This is a genomic window from Paenibacillus sp. Z3-2 (genome assembly GCF_054161325.1).
In genome coordinates this window covers 5,695,319-5,711,700 of the sequence record NZ_CP096397.1, presented here as the reverse complement: position 1 = coordinate 5,711,700, position 16,382 = coordinate 5,695,319, and the positions used below count along the sequence as shown (strand labels likewise).

Annotated in this window: 12 protein-coding genes and 1 riboswitch; of the genes, 7 read left to right on the top strand and 5 right to left on the bottom strand. The window is 47.2% G+C overall.

Going from position 1 to position 16,382, the window contains the following annotated elements; translation table 11 throughout:
* Positions 1 to 24: 24 nt before the first annotated feature.
* From M1D71_RS25680 to M1D71_RS25670, 3 genes are read right to left on the bottom strand one after another with little or no spacing between them, the layout of a single operon-like run.
* Positions 25 to 852, bottom strand: coding sequence for an energy-coupling factor transporter transmembrane component T family protein (locus M1D71_RS25680; RefSeq protein ID WP_458124216.1), 828 nt, complete (start codon positions 850 to 852; stop codon positions 25 to 27).
* Positions 827 to 2,755, bottom strand: coding sequence for an ABC transporter ATP-binding protein (locus M1D71_RS25675; protein WP_458124215.1), 1,929 nt, complete (start codon positions 2,753 to 2,755; stop codon positions 827 to 829). The genes M1D71_RS25680 and M1D71_RS25675 overlap by 26 nt, the downstream gene beginning before the upstream one ends.
* The gene (locus tag M1D71_RS25670; RefSeq protein ID WP_458124214.1) at positions 2,748 to 3,635 is read right to left on the bottom strand and encodes a cell division protein FtsQ; all 888 of its coding nucleotides are present in this window, start codon (positions 3,633 to 3,635) and stop codon (positions 2,748 to 2,750) included. The genes M1D71_RS25675 and M1D71_RS25670 overlap by 8 nt, the downstream gene beginning before the upstream one ends.
* 201 nt (positions 3,636 to 3,836) lie before the next feature.
* On the opposite strand from M1D71_RS25670, the gene M1D71_RS25665 reads away from it, so the two are divergent.
* The 7 genes from M1D71_RS25665 to mmuM all read left to right on the top strand — a co-directional run bounded on the left by M1D71_RS25665 (position 3,837) and on the right by mmuM (position 13,004).
* Positions 3,837 to 4,670 carry a MurR/RpiR family transcriptional regulator gene (locus M1D71_RS25665; RefSeq protein ID WP_458124213.1) on the top strand — a complete coding sequence of 278 codons (834 nt, stop codon included), beginning with the start codon at positions 3,837 to 3,839 and terminating at the stop codon, positions 4,668 to 4,670.
* A gap of 524 nt (positions 4,671 to 5,194) precedes the next feature.
* Entirely contained in the window at positions 5,195 to 6,115 is a 921-nt protein-coding gene (locus tag M1D71_RS25660) for a methyl-accepting chemotaxis protein (protein ID WP_458124212.1), read from the top strand.
* Between the two features lie 151 nt (positions 6,116 to 6,266).
* The gene (locus M1D71_RS25655; protein ID WP_458124211.1) at positions 6,267 to 7,988 is read left to right on the top strand and encodes a spore germination protein; all 1,722 of its coding nucleotides are present in this window, start codon (positions 6,267 to 6,269) and stop codon (positions 7,986 to 7,988) included.
* A gap of 20 nt (positions 7,989 to 8,008) precedes the next feature.
* On the top strand, positions 8,009 to 9,109 hold the full coding sequence (locus M1D71_RS25650) for a GerAB/ArcD/ProY family transporter (protein WP_458124210.1): 1,101 nt from the start codon (positions 8,009 to 8,011) through the stop codon (positions 9,107 to 9,109).
* Positions 9,106 to 10,305: a Ger(x)C family spore germination protein gene (locus M1D71_RS25645; RefSeq protein WP_458124209.1), complete on the top strand. Its 1,200-nt coding sequence runs from the start codon at positions 9,106 to 9,108 to the stop codon at positions 10,303 to 10,305. Before M1D71_RS25650 ends, M1D71_RS25645 begins: the two co-directional genes overlap by 4 nt.
* A 73-nt stretch (positions 10,306 to 10,378) precedes the next feature.
* Positions 10,379 to 10,480: riboswitch (SAM riboswitch) on the top strand.
* Positions 10,481 to 10,570: 90 nt separating this feature from the next.
* Complete coding sequence (mmuP, locus tag M1D71_RS25640; protein WP_458124208.1) at positions 10,571 to 11,983, top strand: S-methylmethionine permease; 1,413 nt, start codon at positions 10,571 to 10,573, stop codon at positions 11,981 to 11,983.
* Positions 11,961 to 13,004 (top strand): homocysteine S-methyltransferase, encoded by a 1,044-nt coding sequence (mmuM, locus tag M1D71_RS25635; protein WP_458124207.1) that lies wholly within the window; start codon positions 11,961 to 11,963, stop codon positions 13,002 to 13,004. Before mmuP ends, mmuM begins: the two co-directional genes overlap by 23 nt.
* Before the next feature lie 92 nt (positions 13,005 to 13,096).
* Here mmuM and M1D71_RS25630 read toward each other — a convergent pair whose 3' ends face one another.
* Positions 13,097 to 13,828 carry a DUF4097 family beta strand repeat-containing protein gene (locus M1D71_RS25630; RefSeq protein WP_458124206.1) on the bottom strand — a complete coding sequence of 244 codons (732 nt, stop codon included), beginning with the start codon at positions 13,826 to 13,828 and terminating at the stop codon, positions 13,097 to 13,099.
* A gap of 150 nt (positions 13,829 to 13,978) precedes the next feature.
* A complete protein-coding gene (locus M1D71_RS25625; RefSeq protein ID WP_458124205.1) occupies positions 13,979 to 16,381 on the bottom strand; it encodes an ABC transporter permease in 2,403 nt (800 codons plus the stop codon).
* Position 16,382: the final 1 nt, after the last annotated feature.

Below are 16,382 nucleotides of genomic sequence, written 5' to 3'. Positions count from 1 at the left end.
TCCATGAATGGTTAAGTATATGAATTACAGAATTTCATAGTGTGTGCCGAACCAGAACAGCAGTGCCACATAAAGTGCCGATGCAGCAAGAAATCCGATGTCACGTGGGGTGATTTTTAAATGGGCTAGCTTCAGACGTTTGGATTCTGGATGTTTCATCCCGTAAGAGAAACCGCGTGTCTCTAGTGCTTCAACGGTTGTGCGTGAGCGTTTGGCTGTAGCCAGCATGAGTGGGAAGAAGGACACGACGAAAAGTTTCATATAATAAACGACAAGCCGCCAATAGAGCCATCCATGCCGGGAAGGAACAAGGCCCCGCAGTCGGTAGGACAACATGATATTCCGGAATTCACCAAACAGCACTGGCAAGATCCGATAAGCGTAAGAGAGGCTGAACGAGAATGTTGCAGGCATGCCGAGTGCAAGTAATCCATCACCAATCCGTTCCGGGTCCATACCCGAGAAGACGGTAATACTCGCCAGCGAGACGATCGATAGTTTCAGGGTAAGCAGCAACAGGGGGAATGCAGATTCCCAATTGCCTCCGAAGAACAGCGAGATGATAAACATCCAGCCCACCTGACCGATTAACCCCAGGCAGAGAATGATGATAATAAAGGGAGCAGCCCGAGATAAAATCGTCGTGAAGACCATGAGCAGGAACATACCAAGCAGCACGCTGCCGTTATGAATAAACCAGGGTACGATGGCAAAAAAGAGATACCAGATCAGCATTACACGCGGGTCAATGCGTGCCAGGCTGGCATGACCACTGCCATATACGGTATTCATTAGCTCCAGCTGTATGCGTTCAATGGATAGTTTGTCAAACCAGTTGCGGACAAGCTGCATAACGAGCCTCCTCCTTGGCGAATGATTGATTCAACAGACTTGTAACAAAGGCATCGGTTGTAGGACAAAGTGTAGGGAATCCGATACGGTGCGAGAGCTCCATGATCTGCGTAAGTGCAAGTCCCGATCGACGCAGAAGGGGTTCATCTTCGAATACCTCGGAAGGGGTGCCGTCGGCTTCTACCCGACCATTGTGAAGTACAATGACCCGACTGGCCCACTGGGTAACCAGTTGCATGTCATGCGTGGCAATGACAGTTGTTCGCACATGCTGATCGAGTTCATCCAGTACACCGATTAATTCTTCGCGCGTAGCCAGATCCAGATTAGCAGTAGGTTCATCGAGCAACATGAGGGAAGGCTTCATGGCTGCGCCGATGGCGAGGGTAACTCGCCGTTGTTGTCCACCGCTAAGGAGTCGGGCATCCCTCTCTTGGAGTGGCGTAAGCCGGAAGCGATCCAGCACATGAGTGATCTGCTTGTCAGCTTCCTGAATGTGACGGGTTTTCAGAAAATACGCCACTTCTTTGCGCACACTGTCTTCGATAAACATCTCGGAGGAGTTCTGAAAAATATAAGCGACCCTGCCAGCAAGCTGTTCCAAAGAAGATCTATGGGTAACTTCACCCAAAACGCTGACGCTGCCTTCTTGAGGCAAGCTGATTCCAGCCATGAGTTTGAGCAGTGAAGACTTGCCGGCTCCGTTGTTGCCCACCAAGGCAATCCGTTCTCCTTCATGTAGTGAAAAGTTAATGCCACGAATAACCTCATGCTCTTTTTTGCCCAGTCCTCTGTACCGTAGCCGCGTATTTCGAAATTGGACAATGGGAACGGGCAGCGCAGTAGAATCTGTCAGTGTGCCTCCCGATATCCGAGACATGGCTGAACCGTTCTGATCCATGGCAGACTGGATCGTATTCACGGTTTGCATCTGCAACGAATGCTCTGCAGCATCCCTCTGTTTGCCTGAAGCATCTATGTCCTGCTGGTATTGTCGTTGTACAAAGTAAATCGCGGCTTCATCCACCGTAATGGGTAACCAATGACGAGTAGCAGAATCCTGAACACCGGTGGAGAATTCACCTTCCTTAAATTGCTCAACCGCTTGAATAGCTGCACGAGTCACCTCTGGTGGCTGAATGCCAAGTCGCTCCAGATCGGCGATTCGATTCAGGCCTTCCTTGACGGGAAGATTCCATAACACACGGCCTTTATCCATCAGCACCACATCCGCGCAGAAGTCGGCGATAAATTCGGTATGATGTTCAATGACGATAATCGTCTTGCCATATTCCGTATTTAATCGGGACAGACATTCGTAGATCAGTCTCGCATGCTGCGGATCAAGCTGCGAGACAGGCTCATCGACGATCAGAATATCCGGGTCGAGTGACAGGGCGCCAGCTAGAGCGAGCAGATGTTTCTGCCCACCACTCAATTCCCAGATGTATCGGTTATGAATGGTATCCAGTCCGCACATGGCAAGTGCATGTTCACCCAGCTCCCGGTAGTTGGATAACCCGTAGTTCAGAGGTGCAAAGAAGGCTTCATCCAGAACGGTTGGGCGGACCAGTTGGTTATCAAAGTCCTGGTATACGTAACCGATTTTTCTGGACAGGTCTGCAACACTTCGGCCTTCGGCAGGTACACCAAGTACATGGACTTCACCAGAGAAATCTCCCGTGTAGAATTGGGGGATCAGGCCGTTGAACAATTTGCACATCGTGGATTTGCCACAACCATTGCTCCCGATGATTGCAGTGAAACTGCCCCGTGGGAGTTCAAGTGAAACCCCGTTCAGGACAGGCTCCTCTGAGCCGGGATAGGTAAAGGTCACATTTTGAATGGAGATAGCGGACTCCGGTGTGGAAGTAGAAACGGATTGGGACATTACATTATGCATAAGGACGGTTCTCCGTACCTGGAACGGATTTGTTCTTGTTGCGTCTGGCCCGCATGAAGATGAGTGTCACCACAGCGATTAATGCCGCAGCACCAATACTGATCCAGATGGAGGCAGAACCGTATTGATCCGCATAGTCCGTCTCCCACACCGCGAAGTTAATGTCCATCTCGGAGAGGGATTCGGCGCCGAAAGCTAACGCGAGCAGTAACACACCGATCAGGATAAGCTTTGGACGGAAGAAGCCAATGCCTTCATATTTCATGCCAGAATTGCGAGGTTTGATTCCGAGCAGTGGTTCAATTTTGCCATAGAGCAGGGGAACCAGATACAGCGTAGGCAGTAGAGCGAATAGGATGCCCGAGAATAGTACGTCATTGAGGAAACCAACGCCTTCGATCAGCACTACACTTTCAGCGAGTCCCGGAACCGCTTCAAGCTGTTCCACACCGATCCATACTTTGCCGATATCGACCAGCGAACTGAGGAACTGATGAATGATGACTCCGGTCATGGCTGCAATGCCGACCTGCCTGCGATTGCGTGGATCACTGACCATACGTCCTGCGACGTACATGGCGAAGGAAAATGTAATGAACTTTTCCAGCTCGCCAAGTCCACCGAATTGTCCCAACATCAACTCACCAAAAATGACTTCGCCAAGAGCCGCACCAAGAGCGGCAATCATGGGATGGAACAGAATGCAGAGGGTCAGCGGAATAAAAGCAAAGTATTCGACTGACAGTTCAATGGGTCCAAGCTGCAACTTGGGAATAAGCTCTGTGAACATGTTGGACAAGCCGTACAGTGACATGGAAAGCACAAACACCATCATTTTCTGTGAAGACGTCAGCGTATAACGCTCAGTCATCTTCTTCATCGATACATACCTCCCTGAAAGTTGGTGATCATAGCCACAGTCTAGGGGCAGAGTATTAACGGGAAAGAAGACATTTGTAAATCGATTGTAATTTTTATTACATATTTTAATTTGTATGAAAAAAATATTACATAATTTGACCACTTCTTCTTCAGTCTATTGATATACTGGTTGGAGAGCGAGAAAAGGAGTGTATCCTGAATGAATTTGTTTACCCAAAAAGAGCAGCTATCGCCAGGTCATCTGAAAATTGCCGATTTTGTTGAACGTAATCCCGAAGAGATTCTATTCATGACGGAACAGGAGATTGCCGATAGGCTGGGGGTTAGTATTGCAACGGTATCCCGTTTCTGGCGTGCAGTTGGATATGACAATGCCAAGGCGTTCAAAATACGCCTCCGCACCTCTGAAGATACCACGCCGGCGTTGAAATTAAATAAAACCATATCCCGCATGGATACGGATAGCTTGCCTGTTCAATTATTGGAAGCTTCCGTTAGCCATTTGCAGGAGACGTTGTCTCATATGAAGCAAGGGGATCTGGAGCGGGCCGCAGCGATTCTTGCTGAAGCCCGAAGAGTGTACATCTATGCCCCTGGACCATCTGCAGGTCTGGCTGAGCTGTTATCATTCCGCTTGTCCAGATTCGGATTGACTGTCATTCATCTCGCGAGAGGTGGACATGAGTTATTGGAATCGTTGATGCATATGCAGCAAGAGGACATGGTGATGCTCATGTGTTTCACCCGTTTGCTGCCTGAAGCAGAGGTCATTCTGGATTATGCCAGTGATATGGGAAGCAAATCCTTACTTGTGACAGATCGGGAAGACCTGTTATATGGACTGGCGACCGAATTATCTTTTTACGTCAGTAGAGGGGAACTGGGAGAATTTCATTCCATGGTTACTCCATTGCTCTTAATGGAACAGATGGTGCTGGCTGTGGGATTGATGCAGAAGGAGCGTGCGCTGTCCAAGTTGGAACGGCTTGCTGAACTGCGCAGTCGGTATGGAAATAAGCTGCCGCGAGGCTGATGAATATATAGGCGATAACGATAAAGATGAAGTTCATTAAACAAACAGGGCGATGATCACGGAATCGTCCTGTTTTTCTTGTTTGCAAAGGACATTCAGTTACTGGAAACAGAAACAGACGAAATGCTAGCTATATATAAGTGTGTGTTTCTTTGCTTTGTGTTACGATACGTACAAGTAGATACAGAGACGTTTTACGGATCGGGATAAGCTATTGAGTCTCTTTTCTGGAAGACGCACATGCTCCGTAAGCATGATGATGGATGCGGTGGCTTCAATTGAATTCTGATCAGTCTGGACGATTTTGGAACAGCTTAAAGTTCATTGAATTACTAAAAATGTACACGCATTCACAAAGTGAAAAATGACATATAAAAATTAAACGGCAATAGGTGATCCAAAATTCTGCAAATCGGGTATCAATATTAGAGCCATCTAGAACCTGCAGGATACATATATTGCTGTGATCGTAGTTTTACTGGTTAAAGGCTGTTTATTATGGAATGAACTGTGGGGGTTATCAAGTGCCTATATTAGATATGGAAAAGAAAGATGTTGTCACCGATGCAATGGTCATCAAGGCGATGGAGAAAAGTCTTGCTATCATTCGATTTGATATGGATCGACGTGTTACTTATGTCAATGAAGTCTTTGCCCGGACGATGGGATACACGGTAGATGAGATGTATGGCATGAAGCACCAGCAGTTATGCTTCAGCCATTTCGTGAACACCCCGGACTATGATGCTTTTTGGCAAAGCATTTTTAATGGAGTCAGCTTCCAGGACAAGGTTGAACGCAAGGATGCAAAGGGAAGTCCCGTATGGCTTGAGGCAACGTATATACCCGTTTTTGATGAAATGGATCAAAAAGTACTGGGTGTCTCCAAAATAGCCACCAACATCACCAATCGTCAAACTAATATTTCAGTCGTAGTGAATGAACTGAAAACCATGTCCCATGAGCTAAATGGGCAGGCAGATGTAGGTATTGAACGCAGCCAGGAATTAATGTCCAGTATCTCCTATATCTCCGAGGTGTCGGCTTCTAACCGTGCGACGCTTACACACCTACAGGAACAGGCCGGATCGATCCAGGGCGTGGTACGAACCATACGCGAGATTTCATCACAGACACAGCTGCTGGCATTAAATGCAGCCATTGAAGCTGCACATGCAGGAGAATTTGGACGAGGATTCGATATCGTGGCCAAGGAAGTAAAGAACCTCTCCACAATGGTGGAGAGTTCGATTGACGAGATTCGTGATAGCGTTACCGGAATAACCAAGGAGATCGGTAATATCACAGGTGGTATACAAAAAGTAGAGGAATATGTTGAGCAGAGCCAGAAAAGGATTGAGATTGCTTTGCAAGAATTTACGGCTATTGCTGCATCCGCTCAGTTGCTTGATGCGAAAGCGGAGCATGTGACCAAAATCGTTTAAATAAATAGTGGGTAGTGGCGGTTCCTTATACAGGGACCGTTTTTTTTGCTGTTCTGCACACAAAAAAACGGGAATTATTGTGATCAAAGGGGGACACAATACTCGGGAATACCTGCAGCTTCATCATGCAGAGAAATGTTGGGGTGGGAACATGTGGTCAACAATTGTATCCTACGTGCCGGATTGGGCCATATGGATTCAGGCATTCTTGGTCCTTATCGTACCGATCGGCATTACAGTAACCATGCGGTGGATCAATGCCGCCATTAAGCGTGGAACCTTCTCTCGTTCCCAAAAAACCTCCATATCCTCGAAAGATATTTCTCCTGCTACAGCGGGTCAGGGTCAGGGAACCGAAACGGGCCACTATGCCAATATTAAAATAACCGGCAAGTACAATACCGATCTGATTAGCGTAAGAGAAAGCTTTGGTCAAAATGCTGACGTGCATATTCGGGAATTTACCATTAGGGGTACGAATACACGGACAGCCGTCATATATACCGAAGGCATGGTAGACCAAGACTTAATCGATGATCACCTGATTTCACCGTTAATGTTGGAAGGCGTTCCAGAGCTTAAGCGGGAGGGTTTCCTCCATCCGGATAATGCACATTTACTCTCGGCCTACCTGCAAGATCAATTACTACCTGTCAGTCTGGTTGAGGAGACCAAGTCCCTCCAAGCGGTCGCAGTTGGCGTGCTTTTTGGCAAAACTGCACTGTTGGTCGATGGATTGCCGGGGGCTCTGTTAATTGGAGCTCATAAAATCAAAACACGTGGTGTGAATGAACCGGTGTCAGAGGGGTTGCTCCGTGGTCCCCGGATTGGTTTTACAGAACAGCTAAGTGATAACACAGGTATTTTACGTCGATATGGAAGTGATCAGAGCCTCTTTATTCAGAAGTTTGAGGTAGGTTCACGGATCAAGAAAGAATTGGCTGTTGCCTATATTCAGGATATTGCTGATCCTAATCTCGTGGCGGAAGTCGGAAAGAGAATTGAAGCGATGGATATGGATTCCATATTGGAATCTGGGTATGTCGAACAGCTCATCGAAGATAGTACGCTGAGTCCTTTTCAACAGGTACTGAATACGGAAAGACCGGACCGAGTGATGGGTGCTTTGCTGGAAGGACGAGTGGCCATTTTACTGGATGGAACACCATTTGCACTGATTGTACCGGTGACCTTTAGCATGTTGCTCCAATCCCCGGAGGATTACTATGAACGCTGGATTCCTGGAACATTCCTGCGAATACTGCGCTTCATGTCTGCCATGCTGGCCTTGCTAGCTCCTGCGCTCTATATCTCGTTTATCTCGTTCCATCCGGGACTTATCCCAACTAAGCTAGTACTCACGATTATTGAAACGCGGACGGGAGTGCCGTTTCCTTCAATCATCGAAGTACTGATCATGGAACTTTCAATTGAGATTCTGAGGGAGGCGGGGATTCGTCTACCTAAGCCGATTGCACCCGCGATGGGTATCGTTGGAGGTCTTATTATCGGCCAGGCGGCCGTACAGGCAGGAATTATAAGCCAGTTCCTGGTCATCGTTGTTGCGGTTACCGCCATATCCTCCTTTACAATACCCGTCTATAGTGCCGGCATAACGCTGCGAGTTCTGCGATTTGCTGCCATGTTTAGCGCGGCTGTGCTCGGATTGTTTGGCGTGGTTATGTTCTTTCTCCTCATATGTACCCATCTGGCGAGACTCTCGAGCTTCGGCGTTTCTTATGTTGCACCGGCTGTCCCTTATCATTTTGGGGATTGGAAGGATTTCATTATCCGTGCTCCGCTAAATATGATGAGGAAGCGTCCCGAGATGTCCAATCCGATAGATCAAGACCGAAAAAATGAAATAAATTAAAGTGGTTGGGGTGAAATAAAGTGAATAGCTCCGAAGGAAAGATCAGTACTAGGCAAGCTGTTGTGGTTATTGTCAATTACATGCTTGGCGCTGGGATATTAACGCTTCCTCGAACAACGAGCAAAGCTGTCGGAACCCCGGATGTCTGGATGTCAATTATTCTGTCTGGACTGATTATTATGGGTGTCGGAATTATTCTGGTTACCCTGTGTCGCAGATTTCCGGAGAAAACAGTATTCCAGTTCACCCGTGAGATTACGGGGAGCTGGATTGCTTACATATTGGGATTCGCCATGATTATCTATTTTATGGTGATTGCCGCATTCGAAATTCGGGTCATGGCTGAAGTGACAGGCATGTATTTGCTTGAGCGCACACCAACATGGGCCATCGTGATGGTGTTTATGTGGATTGGCATCTATTTGATCTCTGGCGGACTTGCTGTCATTGTGCGCGTATTTGAGATCATTTTGCCGATTACACTGATTATATTTGTGATTGAAATCTTGCTTAGTAATCAGTTATTTGAAATCGGCAATCTGAGGCCCGTACTCGGAGAGGGAGTCATGCCAGTTATCAAAGGATTGAAACCTTCGCTGCTGGCATATACGGGGTACGAAGTCATGTTTGTTATGACTGCTTATATGAAAAATCCAAAAAAAAGCAATGCCGCCATGAGCTGGGGCATGTTCATATCCACAATGATTTACCTAATTACGGTGGTGATGGTTGTAGGTAGTCTTTCTCTTGACGGGATTAAGACGCGGACTTGGCCAACGTTGGATTTGGTGAGAAGTTTTGAGATACAGGGTTTGATTTTCGAGCGTTTCGAATCCTTGCTACTGGTCATCTGGATAATGCAGATCTTCTCGAGCTTTACGATCACACACTATTGCGCTTCGGTGGGCATTCGCGACTTATTTCGTACGAAGAAGATCAAGGTCATTATGTATGCTCTTCTGCCGTTAATTTATCTGACGGCATTGATGCCCAAAACCGTGGATGAAACGTTTGCACTGGGTGATATGCTGGGCAATTCATCCGTACTTCTATTTGCCATTTTACCCCTGTTGCTGCTGATACTAAGTCTGGTTCGTAAAAAAGGAGGCAAACATGCATGATTCGTTTCCGTATGCTTTTACGTATAGCCTTTGTGTTGTGTGTTCTTTTGTTGATATCCGGATGCTGGAGCAGTCGGGAGGTAGAGGATCTAAGTGTCTATGTTGGTCTCGGGATCGATGTCGGAAAAGAAACGGAATTTGAGAAGAATATCGCCGCTCAGGGAGGAACGTATTCCAAGCAAAACAATATAACTGCTACGGTACAGATTGCTCCGGGCAGCTCCAGCAGCAAAAAAGGCGAACAGTCCGGATCACCTGGTTCTGGTAAGACTTCATATTCCAATGAACAGCTGACCGGAGATTCCTTGCTGCAAATCTTTCGTCAGTTTGCATTAAGACGAGATCGTCCGCTCATCGGACATCATCTGAAGGTCATCGTCATCTCCAAGGATATAGCCAAAAAGTATGGTCTGGACCAACTGCTGGATTTTGTACTTCGGGATAACGATATTCGTCCAAACTGTCTCGTTCTGATTAGTCATCATCGTGCCCTGGATGTGCTCACTTCGGAGGACCCTTCTCAAATTCCAGCATTTTATCTCACAAGCATTACCGACAATTCATACTTGTCCAACAAAATCCTGGACCCCGTTTTGCTCTCCAAATTAGATGCCCAAATGCAATCCGGTTCTAGCTTTTTACTTCAAAATGTACTGAGCAATGGAGAGGATAAGTTCTCTGGTGGCAGTATCTTTGATGGAAAAACGACCAAATTCCTCGGGGAACTCAGCCAAACCGATCTGGAAGGGCTATCGTGGATCAGACCTAAAGAAAAGGGAGGCGTATTGAAAACATACAACAAAGAGGGTTTCACCGTTGTATATGAAATGAAGAAGAAGAAAACAAAAGTGATTCCCAAGGTGGTTGGCAATGATATTTCATTCCACGTGAAAGTCGATTCCGAAGGCTGGTTGATGGAAGATTGGCGTGCTCCCGAAGAAGAGGAAAAGGGGGCCTATCTCAGGGAACTGGAAAAAGAATTTTCTGAATTGGCGGAACAACAGATCCGTCAAGTGTTATACAAACTTCAGCATACCTACAAAGTGGATGTTGCGGATTTTCGGGACAGCTTGCGTATTAAAGAACCTAAAACATGGAAGAAAGTCAAAGATGATTGGGATAACATTTTTAGTACCGTACCAATTACGTACGATGTGAAGACCACTATCACCAATCTCGGATCTTCTACCGAATAGCGAGGAGGGTGGCCAATTAGTATTAAAATGTTGACACATTCATGATAGATCGCTATATTTATAAAAAATCATTTTCTTATCCAGAGAGGTGGAGGGACTGGCCCTTAGAAGCCTCAGCAACAGATCTGAAGGATACTGTGCTAATTCCAGCGGGTGAAAGCCTGATAGATAGGAGCGTTTGTTTTTATTTGTCAGTAACGGCGCACTCTTTAGGAAGAGTGGGTCTTTTTTGTTTTTCTGGATGAAGAAGTAGGGAGCAACAGGTATGGATAACAACAACGACAAAGGACATTTTCAGCGGAAAATGCAGGCACGGCATGTGATCATGCTCTCTCTCGGTGGAGTGATTGGAACAGGATTATTCCTAAGCTCGGGTTACACGATTCAACAGGCGGGACCCCTGGGAACCATTCTGTCCTATCTGATCGGGGCGATCGTCGTATATCTGGTTATGCTCTGTCTCGGTGAACTGTCTGTTCATATGCCAGAGACGGGGGCATTTCATAGCTATGCTGCCAAATATATCGGACCAGCAACAGGCTACACGGTGGCCTGGTTGTACTGGTTAACCTGGACCGTTGCACTGGGTTCCGAATTCACAGCCGCCGGACTGCTGATGCAGCGCTGGTTCCCATCGGTCAACGTATGGATATGGAGTGCCATTTTTGCGTTGATGATTTTTCTGTTCAATGCATTAACAGTAAAATTATTCGCGGAATCCGAGTTCTGGTTCTCATCTGTGAAAGTAGTGACGATCGTAGTCTTTATAATTATCGGTGGCGCAGCCATGTTCGGGTTCATTCCGATGGCGGATGCTGAACCGGCTCCGTTTTTATCGAATATTACCGCATCCGGGTGGTTTCCCCATGGGGCTACAGCGATATTGATGACCATGCTTGCTGTAAACTTTGCATTCTCGGGCACCGAGTTAATCGGCATTGCTGCCGGGGAGACCGAGAACCCGGAGAAGACGATACCCAAAGCCATTCATACGACGCTCTGGCGTTTGGTTATTTTCTTCATCGGAACGATTGTTATCTTGTCTGCCTTGCTACCTATGTCGGATGCCAGTGTACTGCAAAGTCCATTTGTAGCAGTAATGGAACGAGTGGGTGTGCCGTATGCAGCAGACATTATGAACTTTGTTATTCTGACGGCGATTCTCTCTGCAGCCAATTCAGGCCTGTATGCTTCGTCACGGATGCTCTGGTCTCTGGCTGATAAACGAACGATCTCTCCATGGTTTGCCAAATTGACCAAACGCGGTGTGCCATTGAATGCACTCCTGATCAGTATGGTTGGTGGTGCGCTGGCCTTGCTGTCCAGCATCATTGCGCCAGGTACCGTGTATATTACACTGGTTTCTATTTCGGGTCTGGCTGTTGTTGCGGTATGGATGAGCATCAGCGCTTCCCAATACATGTTCCGCAGACAATATATCCGGGAAGGCCACGCGGTCAAAGATCTGGTGTACCGCACACCGCTATACCCGGCGGTACCGATTATTTCATTTATATTATGCCTGGCTTCATGCATAGGTATTGCCTTTGACCCGACACAGCGGATTGCGCTGTATTGTGGGATTCCATTTATCGCAGTGTGTTACGCAGCCTATTATCTGACAGAACGTGTGAATAAGAAAAGAGGACAAGTACATGACGCTAGCACAACAGAATAACCCCATAGAAGAGATCCTGCGTGAACATCCGGTCATGATTCTGGACGGAGCGCTGGCGACCGAACTTGAACAGCATGGATGTGATCTGGACGATCCGCTCTGGTCTGCTCGTGTATTAATTGAGAATCCGGATGTTATCGTTCAGGTTCATGCGGATTATTTTCGAGCAGGAGCCGACTGCGCGATTACATCCAGTTATCAAGCGACAGTGGATGGCTTCAGCAAGAGAGGAATCGGAGAGCAGGCAGCGTTGGACCTGATCCGCAAGACGGTGAAACTGGCTGCACAAGCGAGAGATGACGTATGGGCAGAAGTGCAGGACAGTATAGTTGAGAACACGGAAGTTAAACCGGAGGGCAATTCTTCCTTGTTGGATACGCAACAACAAACGCCTGTTGTCCCAGAGAAATGTGCCCTGGTTCGGCCGCGACCGCTCGTTGCCGCATCCGTTGGACCCTACGGTGCATACCTTGCTGATGGATCGGAGTACATTGGTCATTACGGCGTCACAGATGAGACCTTGGCTGAATTCCATCGTCCGCGTATAGCGGCGTTGCTTGAAGCGGGTGCTGATATTCTGGCATTGGAGACCATTCCATCCTTGCAGGAAGCACAGGTGCTGGTTGATTTGCTGAAGGAGTTTCCTCATGCATATGCCTGGTTATCTTTTTCTTTAAAAGACGGGACAAGCATCAGCGAGGGCACAGCGCTTGAGTTATGTGCACAGACGTTTGGTTCCGAGCCACAGATTGCGGCGATTGGCCTGAACTGTGCTCCCATGGAAGTGGTGACAGAAGCCGTAAGTATTCTTAGCCGTGCCAGCGACAAACCTGTTATTGTGTATCCGAACTCGGGAGAAGTATACGATGCAGCAACGAAGACGTGGAGTGGACAGGGTACATGTGGCAGTATGAGTGATGCTTCGGAGGCATGGGTTGCTGCGGGTGCAAAAATCATTGGCGGCTGTTGCCGTACTACGCCACATCAGATTGGCGAACTTGCGAAGAAGTGGCGGAGCTGAAGGATATACCCAGCCAAGCCAGACCTACATGGAAAAGCCCTTTCGTATCTTATAAAGGATACGAAAGGGCTTTTTGGGTACTTTTTTTATAATTACTTATTCTCTACCTTAATGGTTCCTACAGATGTGCTCAAGGAAAGCAGAGGTCCACCGCCGTTGATATCACTCTTTCCCCTCGAAGCACCCGAGACCTTGCCCAGATCCGTTTCCGCTTTTAGTGTGTAAGCCAGATTGGAAGGCAGCAGGGCAGTGATGGTACCCAACTCAGTTGAAGCTTTGAGCTGGCTTCCATCGTGCAGCTGATTCAGATCAAGACGGATGGTACCTGCATCGGATTTGATGCTGGATTTGCCTTGGACTTGAATGTTGTTAAGATCAATGGAGCCTGTGTTATTGGCAAGCTCATAGCTTCCTGTTAAACCTGCAAGTGAAATATTGCCAACTTCTGTAGAAATCTCATATTCAACGATATTGGCCGGAGCCTCAATCACATAGTTTACGATGAAATGGGAATTCCCTATATTTTTGTCGGCCCATGACCAAAGATCGGTTCCCGTTTTATCCTTGGGATGGATCTCAACGGTGGTTGTGTTCCCCTTGGTCGTTAAGGAGACTTCGGCGTTTTGAGCCAGTTCCTCCAATGTGGATTCACCGGTACGATTGTTCAAAGCCTGAATGTACGTACGGACTTGAAGTTCACCATCTTCACTGTTCCGCACCTCGATATTTCCTACAGGATGATCAACAACCAAAAGACTGGATGCGGATTTCTCACTGACTTGATCAAGTTCCTTATCTATAGCATTATTGCTAATCAGCTTCATCCATTGGGACTCGGCGCCTTGGGCATTTCCGCTCTCTGATGAGGAGTTGAGAGGATTATTCGTACAGGCCGCAAGTAAGCCAACGGAGCCTAGGGCGGCGACCAGAAGCTTTTGTATACGCTGTGCATGAGCACTCCTTCTTTCTACATGTTATTCGACAACAAGAATACGCGGCGATGCCTGACGAATCACCTTGGACGATACCCAGGATCCTAGCGCTGCGGCAAGAATACTCAGACAAGCAAAGAGTATAATGCCTCCCCAGTTCAGAATGAGAGGAATCTGTACGATACCGTATCCCGATAGGACTTTTTCAAGTAACAGGGGGAGAAGGTATACGCCTACAATGACTCCAAGCATTGAACCAATCAGAGCTAATGCAACTACTCCAGTAGCAATGGAGAAACGGATTTTTCCAGATGTCATTCCAATCGACTTATATATGCCATACGTCTTGCTCTCTTTGCGAATACTGATCCGGCAGGTGCTGAAGATAATGATAAATGTAACCAAAATGAACAGCAGACCAATTAGAGCCATGGGGTACACAAAAATGCTTGCAGCTTCTGCATAAACAGAATCCAGCAGCGTTTTTTGCGTGACGATGGAAGCAGAGTCTTTGAACCGCCCATTCAATTGGTTAGCAATGGCTCCTGCCTGTGAAGGATCGTTGACATTGATAAACGCGACATTTACATCTCCGTAATCCGGATTCACGCTTCGAACCGCTTGAGCTGTGATTCTTCCGGATACCGACATGTCGGAGATGGCCTGATAGATGCCCGAAATCATGAACGTGCGCTTCTCTCCTTCAATGTAGAGATCAATGAGATCTCCCATATCCTTGTTTAACATCTTGGCAACACTAACCCCGATTGAAATTTCATTTTCGAGTTCCGGATTGTTTCCTCTCAACGTCTCAAAACCAAGATCTTGATAGCTTCCATCCAGTACTCTTAGATAAAGACTGGTAGACTGGCTGGCCACGTCGGTTGAATCATCGGGAAGGATAACTCCGGTGATGTTCCCTTGCCAGCCCACATTTTTGATGCGAGGATCTTCTTCCAATACGTTCTGCAGCTCTGCTCTCGGAAACGTAGTTTTGTTTACAAAGACTGCGGCAATGTTAGCATTGTCATAACCCCATTTGGCCGCCGTCTGATAGATTCCGGTAATGCTGGTCAGTACAACATACCCGAGGACAAGTACGGAAGCAGCCATCGTTGTTAGCAATAACATCAGAACCGAGCTTTTGCTGTTTTTGACCAGATTGCGTATGCCGATTACAAAAGAGACGGGCAATCGTCCAAACAAGGCCCGGTTTGCGAGCGGTGAATTCATTCGTCGCGCCATGCGTACATTGTCGCTCTCCGACATACCGTACCGAATGGCCTGAACAGGCTCGATCGTGCGAGCTTTTCTGGCGTATAACACGACAAATGCAATAACCAAGACGAGTAGGAGCAGCCCTACAACAATAGCAGATCCAATGCCCTCAATTGGAAGATCACCCTGGCCAGTCCGCAGGGACGATACGGAGATGTTGATGATGAATTTGGAGACGAATACGCTAAGTACCAGCCCGGGAAGAACGGCGATGATGGACAGCAGGGCATATTGAATGACGTAGGTACCAATGGTGCCCCGGGAAGTGAGTCCCAGCGATTTAAGGATACCTATCGTTTTGTAGTTGGCCAGAATGGCATCGGATATGGTGAAGCCAATCGTAATGAGGGCAATTATCATCATGACGGCCCCTAAGAATATCATAATGAACCCGACGATCTGATTGATGATCAGATAAAAGGATGAGATACTTTCAAATTCCATTTTGGTTTCCAGAAATGGGGCACCCGTCTCGCTTGTATAACGATCCCAGTAGCTGGAGTTCGTACTGTAATCATCAAAATGGATGCCCATCATGTGAATATCTTTTCCTGCAAGCGTACTAAAATCATTTTGGTAATCCGTACTGTTCATCCAAATTCTTGCCGTATTGGTGAACGGTGCTCCATAAGGAACATCCACAACAATAGCTGAGACTGCGAGGTCAAGTGTGGTAGATCCAGTTTTGAAGCCAATGGTATCACCGACAGCGATGTTATAGCCATTCGCCATGGAAGTTGGGATCCATACGCTTCCTTGTTCAGGAGCCGAATGCTGTGTACCACTTGCAAATACAAGTTCATCTACACTCCACGGAGGAGGCGGGGTATTCATCATGTACAGATAAAGGTTAGGGATGTCAGTGCCGCCAAAAGTGATGCCCGACAAGGTGCGGTAAGTAAGCAAAGGTGAGACTTGAACACCGTTCTGGGCAGCCCACCAGTCATGCACAGTTTGGGGAGCATTCAGTCCTTTGTCGAACGTCAAGATCTGATGGGACCCGTTGGTCCGACTATGCATGTCCTTGAACTGGTTACCCGTATTGGCCAGAATGACAATGGCTGTAGACACGAGAAGTGTCGACAGTAGCAGGAGTAATGTAATCAACGCATTTTGTATTTTGTTCCTGCTCAGATAAGACAAGCTAAGTTTAAACATGACCACCATC

What these genes read in the sequence shown, in the direction of transcription:
- M1D71_RS25680 (WP_458124216.1), bottom strand. Translation starts at nt 852, where the DNA reads ATGCAGCTTGTCCGCAACTGGTTTGACAAACTATCCATTGAACGCATA.
- M1D71_RS25675 (WP_458124215.1), bottom strand. Translation starts at nt 2,755, where the DNA reads ATGCATAATGTAATGTCCCAATCCGTTTCTACTTCCACACCGGAGTCC.
- M1D71_RS25670 (WP_458124214.1), bottom strand. Translation starts at nt 3,635, where the DNA reads ATGAAGAAGATGACTGAGCGTTATACGCTGACGTCTTCACAGAAAATG.
- M1D71_RS25665 (WP_458124213.1), top strand. Translation starts at nt 3,837, where the DNA reads ATGAATTTGTTTACCCAAAAAGAGCAGCTATCGCCAGGTCATCTGAAA.
- M1D71_RS25655 (WP_458124211.1), top strand. Translation starts at nt 6,267, where the DNA reads ATGTGGTCAACAATTGTATCCTACGTGCCGGATTGGGCCATATGGATT.
- M1D71_RS25645 (WP_458124209.1), top strand. Translation starts at nt 9,106, where the DNA reads ATGATTCGTTTCCGTATGCTTTTACGTATAGCCTTTGTGTTGTGTGTT.
- mmuP (WP_458124208.1), top strand. Translation starts at nt 10,571, where the DNA reads ATGGATAACAACAACGACAAAGGACATTTTCAGCGGAAAATGCAGGCA.
- mmuM (WP_458124207.1), top strand. Translation starts at nt 11,961, where the DNA reads ATGACGCTAGCACAACAGAATAACCCCATAGAAGAGATCCTGCGTGAA.
- M1D71_RS25630 (WP_458124206.1), bottom strand. Translation starts at nt 13,828, where the DNA reads ATGAAGCTGATTAGCAATAATGCTATAGATAAGGAACTTGATCAAGTC.
- M1D71_RS25625 (WP_458124205.1), bottom strand. Translation starts at nt 16,381, where the DNA reads ATGGTGGTCATGTTTAAACTTAGCTTGTCTTATCTGAGCAGGAACAAA.